General features: G+C 60.4%; 13 protein-coding genes. 1 reads left to right on the top strand and 12 read right to left on the bottom strand.

The window, feature by feature from the left end:
* Positions 1 to 2: 2 nt before the first annotated feature.
* The 4 genes from VWZ81_RS10780 to hslV form a co-directional block, all read right to left on the bottom strand.
* Positions 3 to 1,148, bottom strand: a complete 1,146-nt coding sequence (locus VWZ81_RS10780; protein ID WP_340547106.1) for an alpha/beta hydrolase — start codon at positions 1,146 to 1,148, stop codon at positions 3 to 5.
* 85 nt (positions 1,149 to 1,233) lie between these two features.
* Positions 1,234 to 2,544 carry an ATP-dependent protease ATPase subunit HslU gene (gene hslU / locus VWZ81_RS10775; RefSeq protein ID WP_416542694.1) on the bottom strand — a complete coding sequence of 437 codons (1,311 nt, stop codon included), beginning with the start codon at positions 2,542 to 2,544 and terminating at the stop codon, positions 1,234 to 1,236.
* A gap of 12 nt (positions 2,545 to 2,556) precedes the next feature.
* Positions 2,557 to 3,627, bottom strand: a complete 1,071-nt coding sequence (locus VWZ81_RS10770) for a hypothetical protein (protein ID WP_340547104.1) — start codon at positions 3,625 to 3,627, stop codon at positions 2,557 to 2,559.
* 1 nt (position 3,628) lies between these two features.
* Positions 3,629 to 4,192, bottom strand: coding sequence for an ATP-dependent protease subunit HslV (gene hslV, locus VWZ81_RS10765; RefSeq protein WP_340547103.1), 564 nt, complete (start codon positions 4,190 to 4,192; stop codon positions 3,629 to 3,631).
* Positions 4,193 to 4,608: 416 nt separating this feature from the next.
* Between hslV and VWZ81_RS10760 the strand changes: the two genes are divergently transcribed.
* The gene (locus VWZ81_RS10760) at positions 4,609 to 4,803 is read left to right on the top strand and encodes a DUF1127 domain-containing protein (protein ID WP_340547102.1); all 195 of its coding nucleotides are present in this window, start codon (positions 4,609 to 4,611) and stop codon (positions 4,801 to 4,803) included.
* An 81-nt stretch (positions 4,804 to 4,884) separates the two neighbouring features.
* Here the strand turns inward: VWZ81_RS10760 and VWZ81_RS10755 are convergent, their stop codons facing one another.
* The 8 genes from VWZ81_RS10755 to tsaE form a co-directional block, all read right to left on the bottom strand.
* On the bottom strand, positions 4,885 to 5,250 hold the full coding sequence (locus tag VWZ81_RS10755; protein WP_340547101.1) for a Lin0512 family protein: 366 nt from the start codon (positions 5,248 to 5,250) through the stop codon (positions 4,885 to 4,887).
* Positions 5,247 to 5,594: a Lin0512 family protein gene (locus tag VWZ81_RS10750; RefSeq protein ID WP_340547100.1), complete on the bottom strand. Its 348-nt coding sequence runs from the start codon at positions 5,592 to 5,594 to the stop codon at positions 5,247 to 5,249. Before VWZ81_RS10750 ends, VWZ81_RS10755 begins: the two co-directional genes overlap by 4 nt.
* A gap of 89 nt (positions 5,595 to 5,683) precedes the next feature.
* Positions 5,684 to 6,004: a thioredoxin gene (trxA, locus tag VWZ81_RS10745; protein WP_340547099.1), complete on the bottom strand. Its 321-nt coding sequence runs from the start codon at positions 6,002 to 6,004 to the stop codon at positions 5,684 to 5,686.
* A 62-nt stretch (positions 6,005 to 6,066) separates the two neighbouring features.
* Positions 6,067 to 9,435, bottom strand: coding sequence for a double-strand break repair helicase AddA (gene addA / locus VWZ81_RS10740; protein WP_416542693.1), 3,369 nt, complete (start codon positions 9,433 to 9,435; stop codon positions 6,067 to 6,069).
* On the bottom strand, positions 9,432 to 12,365 hold the full coding sequence (gene addB / locus VWZ81_RS10735; protein WP_416542692.1) for a double-strand break repair protein AddB: 2,934 nt from the start codon (positions 12,363 to 12,365) through the stop codon (positions 9,432 to 9,434). The genes addA and addB overlap by 4 nt, the downstream gene beginning before the upstream one ends.
* On the bottom strand, positions 12,355 to 13,029 hold the full coding sequence (locus VWZ81_RS10730; RefSeq protein WP_416534360.1) for a nucleotidyltransferase family protein: 675 nt from the start codon (positions 13,027 to 13,029) through the stop codon (positions 12,355 to 12,357). Before VWZ81_RS10730 ends, addB begins: the two co-directional genes overlap by 11 nt.
* A 23-nt stretch (positions 13,030 to 13,052) precedes the next feature.
* On the bottom strand, positions 13,053 to 14,051 hold the full coding sequence (locus tag VWZ81_RS10725) for an aminoglycoside phosphotransferase family protein (protein WP_416542691.1): 999 nt from the start codon (positions 14,049 to 14,051) through the stop codon (positions 13,053 to 13,055).
* Positions 14,048 to 14,524 carry a tRNA (adenosine(37)-N6)-threonylcarbamoyltransferase complex ATPase subunit type 1 TsaE gene (gene tsaE / locus VWZ81_RS10720; RefSeq protein ID WP_416542690.1) on the bottom strand — a complete coding sequence of 159 codons (477 nt, stop codon included), beginning with the start codon at positions 14,522 to 14,524 and terminating at the stop codon, positions 14,048 to 14,050. The genes VWZ81_RS10725 and tsaE overlap by 4 nt, the downstream gene beginning before the upstream one ends.
* Positions 14,525 to 14,543 lie beyond the last annotated feature (19 nt).

Raw genomic sequence — 14,543 nt, 5'->3', positions numbered from 1 at the left:
ACTCAGCGATCTTCACCGCGATACACATTGGCCTGATAGTTTTCCGAAAGCGTGATTTCGACCGCGTTGTCTTCCTTTTCGACAACCAAACGACCGGGGAACAGCCGCTGAATCGACACGGCGTCACGGTCAAAGGCTGCTGCGGTCTGGCGGGCTGAATTCAAGATCGACAGCACTGCCGGCGAGGTCGCGGCTACGAAATGCCCGGATTCCGCCGTATCGGCATAGGCGGTGGTGTCGACCACTTCGATCGGCAACTCAGAGACATCGTCCAGTGATTTCAGATTGCCAAGCCGACCGCGGTTATGTGTTCCGCGCAGTCGCTGCGACAGGTTCAATACGTTATCCTTGCGCGAAACCATGACGACGAAGGGCTGTGGAACCGGGTCAATGCGGCGCATCTGACTGCGGAAAACCTCAACGTCGAGATCCGGGGACATCAGGATCACCGCGCCGAGGTTCTTGCTGCTCCAGCCTGGTGTTTTGATTTCCATCTGGCGCATGGTTTCCATCACCAGCTGCGATCCCATGGAATGGGCGACCAGAACGACGCGGTTTGACGCACCGGGCTTCAGATTGCGCAGGAGCTGCTCCAACCCGTCACGTGCAAACAATACGCTATCGCCATCATAGGCGTAGCCCAGCGGGTTTCCTTGGCTGGGCCAGGAATAGATGATCGTGGCGCCGGGGATATTGATATCGTTGCTCAGCTGAGCAGCCCGGAACGCCGTTTCAGCCTGGGTGGAGTTGAACCCATGCACAAATACGGTGATATCACGCTCCCCAACCGGGTAGTTATCCAGCTCCCGCGCGACGCGATTGTTCAGTTCCGCCATATCGGCAACCTCTTCCCGGCCCGCCATGGTGAATTGCGTTTCGGGATCGGGTTCAGCATAGGCAAAATCCAGCTGTCCCGGTGAATGGTTCGGCGGGATTGAGACCGTCAGTTCCAGTAGGCGCAGCGTATCGGATCGCTCCGCGCCATAGGTTCCATTTGGAAGGGGCCGGCGTGTCGTTGCGCCAAAAATGGTCTTGGCTTTGCCGATTTCCAAGGCTTCCGGCACAGTTGGGGTAAAGGATCTGTCGGTGCAGCCTGCTGCCACGATCAGAACCATGCTGATGCTGAACAGGACTCGTGAAAAATTCATGCGAGGGGCCATCTATTAACAATAGCGGCAGGCTACTGGCGGCCTGCCGCTATGTCCACAGATCGGGCAGATGCCCTGACGACCGTTAAAGCACATAGCGGCTGACATCAGCCGATTTGGTCAATTCACCGAGGTTCTTGCGGACAAAAGCAGCATCTACAACGACCGTTTCACCCGACCGATCCGGCGCGCTGAAAGACAGCTCCTCGAAGACACGTTCGATCACGGTATAGAGTCGCCGCGCCCCGATGTTCTCGACCGTCTGATTCACCTCGGCCGCGATCTTGGCGAGTGATGCGATGCCATCGTCGGTGAAGCTCACGTTGACATCCTCTGTCCCCAGAAGCGCCGTATATTGCAGAGTGAGCGCATTGTCGGTTTCGGTCAGAATGCGGACGAAGTCTTTCTCGCTCAGGGCACGCAGGTTCACGCGGATTGGCAGTCGCCCCTGCAATTCTGGCAGCAGGTCGGAGGGTTTCGCGATGTGAAACGCACCGGAGGCAATGAACAGGATATGGTCGGTCTTCACCGGGCCATGTTTGGTCGAAACGGTCGTTCCTTCGATCAGCGGCAGCAGGTCACGTTGCACACCTTCTCGGCTGACATCGCCGCCCCTCGCATCCTGACGTGCGCAGACCTTGTCGATCTCATCCAGGAAGACGATCCCGTTCTGTTCAACGGACTCCAGCGCCGCCTTGGTGAGGGTTTCGTCGTCAAGCAGCTTGTCCGCTTCCTCACCAATCAGGATGTCGTAGCTGTCTGCGACGGTCATTTTCTTGCGGGCCGTCCGACCACCCATAGCTTTGCCGAACAGATCGCCAAGGTTCATCATCCCCATGTTGCCACCGGGCTGACCGGGGATTTCGAACATGGAACCCATCGGGTTCGAGCTGTCGGCGACATCCAGTTCGATGACAGTATCATCCAGCTCGCCTGCTTTAAGTTTTTTACGGAACATCTCGCGGGTGGCGTCGCGGGCATCCTCGCCGGCGATGGCCTGGATGACTCGCTCCTCCGCCGCTTGGCGGGCCTTGGCCTTGACGTCCTCACGCATGTGTTCGCGGGTCTGAACAATGGCGATATCCACCAGATCACGGATGATCTGCTCTACGTCGCGGCCGACGTAACCGACCTCGGTGAACTTTGTCGCCTCGACCTTGATAAACGGCGCGCGGGCCAGTTTGGCCAGACGACGGGAAATCTCCGTTTTGCCGACGCCGGTGGGCCCGATCATCAGGATGTTCTTGGGATAGACTTCATCCCGAAGATCATCGCCCAGCTGCTTGCGACGCCAGCGATTGCGCAGCGCGACGGCTACGGCACGCTTTGCATCGGTCTGGCCGATGATAAAGCGATCAAGTTCGGAAACGATTTCGCGAGGGGTGAGATCAGTCATGAGGGGTCCGTTTCAGTGGGCGGGCGGCAGCCGGTCAAGCGGCAGCACCCGTGAGAGGGGGGAAATCAGCAGGGCCCGGATCCGCGCCCAGAACGCGCCGAGGATCACCAGGAACAGGCCCAGCACGAGAATGGTGGTCGCAGCGCCATCGCCGTCAAACACTGTCGCCGCGAGGGTGACGCTATAGCCGATGGCCGCAATCAGAAATGAGCGCCGGTCAATGATGATCGCGACCACGGCAAATGCAAACAGCACTGCCATCAGCGCCAGATTGGCCTCGGAGGTGCCGCTGTTAAGCAGGCTGAGCGCGATCGTATTAACCAGCGCCGGCGCCGCAACAACATGCAGCCAGAAGCCCTGCGCAGAGCGTCGTGTGACCCGATGCGGGTCGCTCAGGTCAAACATCATTGCGACGGCAAACACAGCGAGACCAACCAGCAATGTCACCCAGGCAAACGGGCCCGACGCAGAAAGCAGGAAGAGATCGCCAATGCCCGTCAGGCTGCCCGACTGATTTGCGGCCAGCATTAGGGCCAGCGCAAAGACACCAAGAGCGATCAGAGCCATGGCAAAAGGGACCCGAAAGCGCAGCCAGTAGACCGCGATGGCAACCGTTGTCAGCCCGAGGGGCAAGGGCAGGCTGCCATAGTCACCTTGCATGACCATGAACACCTGCGAAAATTCAGCCGTAAGTCCGACGCCTGCATTCAGCGTCCAGAGGATCGACAGTGCAATCGCCGGCGCCACCATGCGACGACGACGGATGAAATATTCGCTCAGCAGCCAAAGCACGACCGCGCCGATGATGGAGGACATGGTGGCTTTCTCAACCAGCCCGCCCAACCCTTCGGCCATGGAGATACCGGTAACAGCGGCCCAGCCCGTCGACAGAATGATCAAACCGATCACGATGAAGATCTCATTGAACCCTTTGAACAGCTCAAACGGCTCATCGCCCGGTGCCAGATTTTCACGCGCACCGCGTCTGCTGTGGGCCAGCGCCATAAGCGAGGCGGCCTGCGCCTCGCTGAGAAGGCCGGCACCAACCGCAGCCCGAATGTCGTTTTGATCGATATGGCTCATATCAGTCCTTCTGGCTGATCCGTTCGACTGTCAGACGTCCATTGGTGTAAACGCAGATATCAGCCGCGATGGCCATTGCGTCACGGGCCACGGCTTCGGCGTTGCGGTCACTGTCCATCATGCCGCGGGCAGCGGCCAGCGCGAAATTTCCACCCGATCCGATGGCGGCAACATCATGTTCTGGCTCCAGCACATCCCCGGCGCCGGTGATCACAAACATATCTGCCCCGTCGGTCACGATCAGCATCGCTTCCAATTTCTGGAGATATTTGTCGGTGCGCCAGTCCTTGGCCAATTCCACGCTGGCACGTGCGAGTTGACCGGGGGTGGCCTCAAGCTTGGCTTCAAGCCGCTCAAGCAAGGTGAAGGCATCGGCAGTGGAGCCGGCAAAACCCGCGACGACATCGAAACCTCCGGGCGACAGGCGGCGGACCTTGCGCGCCGTTCCCTTGATCACGGTCTGCCCAAGGGAAACTTGCCCGTCGCCGGCAATGACGACCTCGCCATCCTTCTTCACGCCGATGATTGTCGTACCGTGCCAGCCCGGGAATTGATCGTCTGCCATCGTGTTCTCCTTGTTTCCAGGCCTATATGGGCACTGGTCTTTTGTACCTCAACCGGGTGCTATCCGCTGCGGGTGCCGGGGATCAAGCGAATAGGCGCCCTGGCCGCGCCCTGGCTATGATCTTCTTGCAACGACCGACCGGACGGTTTTCACAAGTGGTCATCTGATGATCATCGCAGAGCCGACAATTTGTGCCCTGATGCGGGTATTTTGTTCAGGTGAAATGGAACAGGTGTTCGTCACGACTGGAACGCGCTGGGAGAGTTGCCTTTATCTGGGCAAAGCGCTCGAAATTCATGCTATGCAAAAACTGCAATTCGGAGCTGTCGAACCGGCAATTGTGGGACTCGGCAGGCCACCCTACATGAGGCTCACAACCGACATGGTGTCGGCTGGTTCTCATAAGGAATGCGCAAATGGCTACCACCGCAAACATCCATGCGCCGCTCGGAGCAGTCACCGTACTCCGCCTGGTGGACGCAGTCTACAACGCCAAGTCTTCGATCGTGGCTTGGAAAGAAGCACGTGACACCCGCAAGGCTCTGTCCGCGCTGACCGATACGCAGCTGGAAGACATCGGTCTGACCCGCGCGGATATCGCAAAGATCTGAGGACGCCCATCCTCAGTCACAAAGATGATTTGGCCGCTCCTTCCAGGGCGGCTTTTTCTTTTGCGTAGGATCACTAGGCCATCAGGAGCGTAGCCGGTAGCGCCCTGCCTGATCCGGGAGCCAAGCCTCAATAGCGGCGGTTGCAATAACATGTTTGCCGCCATCGGCATCATCAACCACATCCAGCCCTCCGTGTACGGCGCGCACTGTCGCACGCCCGCGGGGCAGATCGCCTGCCACCAGATCGCAATCTACCTTATCCGGTTCCTGAACGCCGATGGTAACCTCGACACGCATTTCGGCATGATCAATGCCCAATTTGGCAAATAGCGTGATTGATGAGTGGTGCAGCGCGTCCTGCACGGCGCGCCGGGCGGCTTTGGTGTAGTCCTGCCCGTAGAGATCGTTGCCGGTTCCCATCTCCAGAATAATGCGTTTCTCAGTCATGCAATCGGCTCCATATCAAATGAAACGATGATGGCGGCGTTGGCGATGACGGTCTGGCCGCCGCCCGGCTTGTCAATATCAAGCCCTCCCTCGCTCACGTGGATGTCTGGTGTACCATAAGGAAAGATCTCACAAAGCGCCGCCCGATCTACGGCCTCAGGGTTCTGCACGCCGATTTCAGCGCGGATTCGCATTGCTTCCTTGGGGAAATCGAACAGCTCCGCAACATTGACGGAGTTATGCCAGAGCGCGTCTCTGATTGCTCGTTTGGCGGCCTCGGTATAGTCATTTCGCCGCAGCGACGTGCCCATGCCAAATTCGACCAGTACCCGTGTTTCAGCCATGATGCGGCTCCTGTCCATTGGGTTGAAACCTAACCATAAAAAAGGCGCCCCGATGGGACGCCTCTGATCTCTTCGGCCTACCGGCGGTCTTAGATCGACTCGTCGATCCAGCTCTGCAAAGCAGCCTTGGGGGCCGCACCTGAGCGGTTGGACACGACCTGACCGTCCTTGAAGATGAACAGCGCAGGAATACCGCGCACGCCCATGGCCGCTGCGGAGTTCGGGTTGCTGTCTACATCGACCTTGGCGATCTTCACCTTGTCGCCATACTCAGCGGCCAGCTCTTCCAGAGCGGGGCCGATTTGTTTGCAGGGACCGCACCATTCGGCCCAGAAATCCACCACAACGGGGACTTCGGAATTTTTCACTTCGGCGTCAAAAGTGGCATCGGTTACGGCGACGGTGGACATGGGCATGTCTCCCTAAGAGTGTGGCAGTTCGGCTGTGAACCTATGAACGGCTTAACGGATCGTCAAGGTATCTCGCGGCGCTTAAGAGCGGATGACACAATATCGTGTGGCAAGGCCATCAGCGACGCAGTGCGGGTCCAGAGCAAAGCCGTCTCGATCTGCCGATCCGGATAGAGCGTGGCCAGAGCATGGGCGTAGGCCCCCATCTGCCGCAACAGCCCCTCCGGGCAGGTCTCAGGACGGCTCGGCACAGTGGCATTCGATTTGAAATCAATTGCCAGCACACGTTTTGGGGTGACAATCAGCCGATCAATCACACCGTGGATCCGGCGACCATCCAGATCCGCTGATACGGCGACCTCTGCCAGGGTATCCGGGGCAAAGATCTCCTGCAATTCCGGTGTGGTCAGGACCCGCGTCGCCTCAGCCAATAGTTCAGCGGTGTCTTCGTGACCTGCCAGCAGCGTCTCAGCCAGTTGCGGCCAGATCTCCTTGCTGGTGCCGGGCAGATGTTCCAGCAATCTGTGGAGTCGGCTGCCGCGCGCCTTGGCGGCTTCTTCATCCTGACCCAGATCGCCCGGTAAGGCCTTCGCTCCGCCGAGATCCGATGGGCTTAGCGTTGGCACGGGCGGCGTGTAGGGGGGGGGTGCATGTCGGAACACATCCGGCAGCTGCGGCTGGAGAGGGACGACCGGCGCTGCAGAATGAAACGGCAGCCCGTCCCAATCGCCGTGTTGCAGGCGCAGCCCCTCACCATAGCTGGTCTGATAAGGGCTGGCACCTGCCTCTCTCAACGCGCGCTCAACCATCTGGTACCAGCTGTCACCGTCTTTGGACAGCTCGCCGGCAGCGGCGACGATCAGCCATTTTTCCGCCCGTGTCAGCGCCACATAGAGCAGTCGCAGCCGTTCGTTTCTGGCCTTGTCCTGCGCCGTTTCACGGGCGCGGTGCATCACTTGCGGCATCAGGGCGCTGGGCAGTTTCCACATCGGCCCGGCCTCAGCGCGCATGATTTCATCGTCGCGTGGCGGCTTGCGTTTGGCTGTGTCGGGCAGGATCACGATCGGCGCTTCCAGCCCCTTGGATCCATGCACTGACATCACCCGGATCATATTGCCCGCCGCCCCCATCTGGCGTTTGATTTCCAGATCATCGGCCTGCATCCAAACCAGAAACCCGGTGAGGCTCGGGATATCGGTGCGCTCGTAGGCGAGCGCCTGGCTGAGCAGGGCGTTGATGCCATCCTCCGCCTCGGGCCCCAAGCGGCCGAGCAGGCGCTGGCGACCACCGTGGCGCGTCAGGATACGTTCGATCAGGTCATAAGGGCGCAGAAAATCGGTCTGGCCGCGCAGGTCGTCCAAAATTGCCATCGTGTCTGGATATTCCGCCGCCCGGTCGCGCAGAGCGGTCCAGAGGTAGCTGCCGCCCTCACGACGGTGAGCCAGATCGAACAGGGCCTGTTCGTTCCAACCAAACAAAGGTGATTTGAGGGCGGCGGCCAGTGACAGCGAATCCTCTGGCGTGGCGAGAAATGACAGCAAAGCGGCCAGATCCTTTACCGCCAGCTCGGCCCCGATTTTCAGTCGGTCCGCACCGGCAATAGGCAGTTCAGCCTTTTTGCAGGCACGGATGATCTCCGAAAATAATTCGGACCGGCGCTGCACCAGAATGAGAAAGTCACCTGCTTGTACAGGGCGGCGCTGAAAGCTGCCGCGCTCAGGGCCATCCTCGGGTAGCGTGACCTTGTTGTCGATCATCTCCTTGATGGTATTGGCGATCTGCTCGGCCAGAATGACCGTGTGGTGGCGGGCGCCGGGGCGATCTACCGGATCGGTCCAGTCACGCTCTTCCTCTGTGTCGATCTTGTCGACGACGGGCCAGAGGTCGACCCGTCCTGGCAGTTCTGATTTGAACGCGCGGTGCAGCGCGTCACGGTGAAAACCTGCGCCAGGGCTGTCCTTGAACACCAGATCGACCAGCCCCAGGATCGCTGCGGAGGAGCGAAAGGAGAACTCCAGCGCTGCATTCTGCAATGCACTGCCGGTTTCCGCTAGCCGGTCGGCAAACTCAGCCTGCATTCGGTCAAAGGCGTCAGGATCGGCCCCCTGGAATGAGTAGATTGATTGTTTCTTGTCACCGACAACAAAAATGGTTCGCTCGACGTCGGATCGTGCGCCCTCGCCGGCGGTGAACTCTTGGGCCAGTTTTTCGATGACATCCCATTGCACCGGGCTGGTGTCCTGAGCCTCATCGACGAGGATGTGGTCAATCCCGCCGTCCAATCGGTAAAGAACCCACGCCGCAACAGCCGGATCATTCAACAGCTGCCGGGCCTTCAGGATCAGATCGTCGAAATCCAGCCAGCCGCGCAGCTGTTTGCGGCGATCATATTCAGGCAGGAATACCGCAGCAAAATCGTGCAAAACCAGCGATTTCTCGACCGCAGCCAAGGCAAGACGCTGGGCGCGTGCCGCCTCGACACGTCGCATCAGCGGTTCCAGCTGATCCATCAGCGCAACGTTGTTTTCGCGCAGCTTCTTGGTGGGAAAGGCGTCGATCTTGGCACTGAAGGGCGCTTTGGCTGCCGCCCCCGTCAGGAAAACTGACTCAAGGATCGGCAGGTCTGCACAGGTTGGCTCCGTTATCTTGCGCAGCTTGGCTGCTGCCTTGATATCCGTGCTGCTGCCTTGCTCCAGCATGGTGCAGGTTCGCGCCAGAAGATCCCCTTCACCCCCGAGAAACACGCCGTCTTCCAACGCACCAGTGTCAAATCCTTCAGGCAGATCAAACAGCGTCAAAAGCCCTGCTCGATCGAGCGGCGCATCAAAATCAGACCGGCGTTGGCATATGGCAGCGGTCAGAGTCTCGAAATCGCTGTCTGTCACTTGCCGGGCCAGCTTACCAATCAGATCAGCCTCAAACCGATCGGCGCTTTCTGCGATCGCCTCCACAACCTCGGCCCGCAGCAGCACTGCCGCGCGGTCGTCCATCTCTGAAAACTGCGGACTGACGCCTGCCTCCAGCGGAAAACGCCGCAGCAATGAGGCGCAGAAGGAGTGGATTGTCTGGATCTTCAGTCCACCGGGTGTCTCGATTGCGCGCGCGAACAGGGTGCGGGCCTGCGCCATTCCCTCCGCAGAGATTACATCCTGCGCACCCAGCTCCGTAAGCGCCGTGGTCAACGCCTCATCGCCGAGCATGGCCCATTCACCAAGCCGCTTGAACAGCCGGTTCTGCATCTCGCTGGCGGCGGCTTTGGTATAGGTCAGACAGAGGATATGCTGGGGTTGCACGCCGCGCAGCAACAGGCGCGCCACCCGGTCGGTCAGCACCTTGGTCTTGCCTGATCCGGCGTTTGCAGCCAGCCAGGTTGAGGCGTCCGGGCGGGCGGCCCGGAACTGCGCTTCGGAGGCGGCATCGCGGGCGGTCATGTCAGAATCTCCGGTTCCGGCGTTGCGCTTCGGTCCCATTCGCCGTAGCGCGCCAGATGGTCATAATCGCCGGTCTGAGTGTCCTGAAACACCATGCGACGGCTGCTATATCCTTGATCAGGCTTAAAATATGCACCGATCAACTTGCTCAGTTCCTCCCAAACCTTGCCGGGAGGTTCGTCCAGAAGCGGGGCTGCGACCTCTTTCAGAGGGCTTTTGAGACCAAGGAATATGGCGCGCTCCACCCTGCCCTCACCATAGCGATCAAAGGCGCCGCGTTCCGCCATCGCAGCTTCAATCAGCAGCTGTTTCTCGAACGCTTTCTGTTGGTTCTCGGATGGTGGATCGCCGGTCTTATAGTCAAAAAGATGCAGGCCTCCACGTTCATCCACATCAATCCGATCTGCTGTGCCAGCAATTTCAAAATCAAACGGTGCCACCCGTACCGCACCAGAGACCTCGAACCCGGAGGGGCGTGCGTTGGCCTGCCGCTGGCGCTCACCATTAATGAAATCGTCAGCGATACGTTCCAGCCGGGCCAGCCAGAGGCTGCGCGCGATGGCCCAGGGCACCTTGGCTTCCAGATGAGAGGCGGCGATTGCGAGAAAATTTGGCACCGTCAGCTGGCTTGGGTCGGCAACAGTGGCCTTGATGAAATCTTCCAGGATCTTGTGCAGAACGATGCCGCGCAGCAGGGCGTCGGGTTCCTGTACCAATGGATCGAGTGGGCGCAGCTTCAGCACATGCTTGGCATATATCGCGTATGGATCGCGGATCAGCCGAGGGATTTCAGTGATGGTCAGGCGCCGCGGGCGGGCAGCAACGGGTGGGCGCGGTGCTGGACGTTTTGCGGGATCTGTCGGTACCGGTGCCTCAAGCGCGTCGGCCCAGCCGAGCCATTCCTGCCCGCGTGCCCGCATCTCCGCCAGTGCCGCCGGGCCGCCCTGCCCCGGCAGCCCGGACAGCAGATTGGTCATTCGGTTGAGCCAGCGCGACGGCACCGTATCCGCCTCATCCGACCGTTCGGAGCGGGTCATCCAGACCTGAGGGGCGGCGACCGCCTGTTGAAAATCATGGGCTGACAGTCCGATACGCCGCTCAGGAAGCAGCAGGCCCGCCTGATGGCGAAGCTGGCGGTTGAGCCAAGGATCGGGGGTGGCTGCCTCTGGCCAGCTGCCTTCATTGAGGCCACCGAGGATCACCAGATCGGCGCCCTGCACCCGTGCCTCCAGCGTGCCCCAGATCAGGATGGAGCCATAGGGTGCATCCCGGTCGCGGACCTCACCTTGCGACAGCAGCGCCCGCAGGAGATCGGCAAAGTCCCGAGCTGTCATTTCGCCGCCATATCCAGCCTCGGCGCGCAGGTTGTCCATGATTTCCAGCGCCTTGCGGCCGGCTTTCTTGTCCCACAGGCCACCGCTTGCAGCGTCCTGACTGCCCAGACTTACCGCCTCTGCCAGCTGCCGCAGGGTATCGACCCACCGGGACAGTGGCTGCGTTCCGCTGATGGGTTTGTCGGCAAAGCACTGGGACAGCCAACCGGTCCATCCCGGCATCAGGTCGCGCCCGACTTCAAATGCGGCAAAGCTGTCGGCATCCGGGAAGGGAGGTCCGTAGCGGCGCAAGCGCAGTTCCAACTCGCGGGTGTGGCGCAGGTGATCGCCGCGCCCTGCCCCATCGTGGCAGAGAGGATGCTTCAGCAGGGTCAGCAGCGCATCGCAGGTAAGCGGTTTACAGAACAGCTCGGCAATATGGCGCAGAAAACGGCCCGGCGGCGACAGTTGCAAGGGCTGACCGGCGGAATCATCCGGCAGAATATCCCAGCGATCCAGCGCTGCGGCCACCTGTCTGGTCAACATACGATCCGGTGTGATGAGGGCGGCGGTCTGACCATCCTCGGCGGCTTGGCGCAGGCGCAGCGCGATTGCCAGTGCCTCCGCACGCGGGTTGGGCGCTTCGACCAGGGTCATCTCGGCGGTGGCCCGGTCGATGTCGCGCAGTTCCGGTCCTTCGCGCATCCAGGCATCGGTGACCGGCGCTGGGCGCAACGCCAAGGATACCAATCTGTTACGGGCAACGGAGGCTGGTGATGTTGCGACCCATGGGAGAACATCATCCGCAGTCATGTCCAGATCGCGCATGATCTTGAAGAACCGATATTGCGGATGATCCTCGGACATCAGCGGGTCATCAAGATGCTCCCAGACATGCCGGGGCTGCTGGTCATCAAATCCTGGCAGGATCACGGCGCCCTGCGGCAGCCGCGCAATGGCCTCCATCAGCATCAGTGTGGTGCCGCGCGATCCGGTGGAACCTGCGAGGATGACAGGGTGTTCGGGCGGCTGCTGCTGCCAGTCTTCGATCAGATCCAGCACAACCTGCCGCTGGCGGGCCTGCGCGTCCATCGCGTTTGCATGGGTTTCTGCGAATTCATCTGCGATGGCGATGAACTGCTGCGCACGCGCCCAATGGCCCGACATATCGGAGACATCGAGTGATCGAATGGTGTCAGGGCTGACCCCTTCGCCCTGCATTTCGTCGAACAGTGCTGCCAGACTGTCGGAGAGATCGTAAAGCGAGGATCGCGCAGCCAGATCCGGCTGGGCATCCAGCAATTTGGCGATGAGCTGCGACAGCTCAAGTCGCCGCCGCAGCGGCGGCAATGCTGGCGGCAGACCACGCAGCGTCGCGCGCATATCAAGATCCGTGAGCAGAGAAATCTTGGGCAGCAACAGCGCTGGCCCTTGGTCAAACAGATCCCGCACCCGGCGCGCCATACGGGAGGTGTTGACGATCAGCTCCACCTTCGCCAGCGCTTCCGGTGGTGCGGCTCGGCTGCGTGTGATTAGCCCCTCAACAAGGGCGCGCGGGAAATCGACGCCGCAGGGAACGGCAAAGAGGCGTGGCGTGTCTTGCGGCTCAAATCTCATCTTGGGCTATCAGTTCCTCGGCCAGGGGGATCCCCTCGGGGGTGCCGACATCGCACCAATGACCGGGATATTCCAGCGCAAACAGGCGGTCCTCCTGTGCCATCAGATCCCAAAGTGTGTTCAGTGAGAAGACGGTTTCTTCGATCTCTGCCAATCGGTTGGTGCGCAGAAGTTGTACGCCGCCATAGACCAGATCGCCGCCCCGCTGCAGGCGCCCGTCACCATCGGTATGAAAGTCGCCACCACCGCTGCGCCCTATGGTACGAGCAATGGGAATACAGGCCAGCAGCGCGTCCATGCGTTCCGGATCCCAGGCAGCTCTTAGCAGGCGCAACGGGTTTGGCCCGCGCCAGACCACATCGGGATTCACGGTATAGACCGGCCCGTCTGGTGCGCCGAGCAGCGGCAAGGCCTGTCGCAGTCCACCCCCGGTATCAAGGATTTGTGGCTGTTCGGGGCTGATCACCACTTCACTGTCGGCAAGGTGGCGGGCCAGAATGTCGCCCTTATAGTGGCTGTTGGCCACTATCACAGTCGGTGCAACCTCTCGTGCCATGTCCAGAGCGCGATCGATCAAAGGACGGCCAGCGACCGGGATCATCGGTTTTGGCTGATCTGCGGTCAGATGGCGCATCCGGGTGCCAAAGCCCGCGGCGAAGATCATGACGGGATATCTGGGGTCTGCCATCAGCCGCGCAACCGGTCGAGGACCTCAGGGGTGGGCACCGGCATTTCACGATGCAGGAACTCCGCAAGCGGTGCCATTGCCGGGTGGTCGAGGCCCCGATGAAAATGATCCCACACACGCGGGATCAGATCGACGTATTGCGGTTTGCCATAATCCCTGCCCAAACGCGCAAAAACACCCAGAATGCGCATATTTCGCTGCACACCCAGCACGGTATATGCCGCGCGAAAGCTGCCTTCGTCGACACCGGTCGCGGTGACGTAGCGATCCATCATCTGCATCTCGATGGCGGCAGGCACATCCCTGCGGGCGTCCTGTAACAGAGACACGAGATCATAGGCCCGATGACCCGCACGGGCGGCCTGGAAATCCAGCAATCCGACTTTTGCGACGCCGGTGCGCTCGGGCAGCCAGATCAGGTTTTCCGCGTGATAGTCCCGCTGAACCAAAACAACGTCACCTTTGATCGTGCGGCGCAGGATATCCTCGAACTGGTCGGTGAAGCGGGCAAGATGCTCAGCCGACGTCTCCTCACGGATCACATCCCGGTATTTTTCAAACGCGAGGCCGGATAGTTCTGCCATCAGTCTGGGTCCCAGCGGCTCCAGCTCTGGCATCGGGGCGTCATGCAGGGCGATCAGAACATTGGTAGCGGCCTCATATAGCGCGCGTTCCTGTGCCGGATCATCGCGCATCACACGCGCAAAGAGAGCATCGCCCAGATCTTCGATGATCAGGAACCCGTTTGTGCGGTCTTCGGCCAGAATCTCCGGTGCGCTCAGTCCCTGGTCGCGCAGGTAGGTCGCAATCTCCACAAATGGAGCAACATCCTCGCCCTGATCAGGCGGGGCATCCATCAGCACAACAGAGGTGCCATCGTGATGGCGCAGCCGTTCATAGCGCCGGTTGGACGCGTCGCCGGCCAGCGGCTCGCGCGTCCAGTCCTGCCAGGGGGTATCACTCAGAAAGGTTGAGATGAGATGGTTTCGGTCGGTCATGTGGAAATCTGCTTCATCAGGGTGTCCCAGCGCGGATCGCTCCATCGCAGGGTGGCGGTGCGGGCATCGTCATGGTCTGGGTCCAGCGCCAACGAAACATGCAGCGCGTCGCTTGGCGTGAGTTCCTCTAGGCGGTCCGGCCATTCAATAAGGCAAATAGCTGTTTCAAAAGCCGCAATCAGACCCAGCTCTTCGATTTCATCGAGGGCTGACAGACGGTAAAGATCGGCATGCCACAGCTCTCCGCCGGGCAGCTCATAGGTCTGAACCAGAGTGAATGTGGGCGAGGGGACATCCTCGGGCACGATCATCTGAGATTGGATCAGGCTGCGGGCAAAATGGGTTTTACCGGCGCCGATGACGCCTTCCAGCAGCAGGCAATCGCCACCATGCAGCTGGGCACCAATACGGGCGGCAAGCACGGCGGTGTGGTCGGGTGAGGGGAGAGGGATTACGAGCGTCTGGGTTGTCATGGGGCGACAATGCCGCCAC

The sequence above is a fragment of the Phaeobacter sp. JH20_34 genome, assembly GCF_048056095.1.
GTDB lineage: Bacteria > Pseudomonadota > Alphaproteobacteria > Rhodobacterales > Rhodobacteraceae > Phaeobacter > Phaeobacter bryozoorum.
The sequence above is the reverse complement of the archived record's forward strand: the minus strand, read 5'-3'. Positions and strand labels throughout refer to the sequence as shown.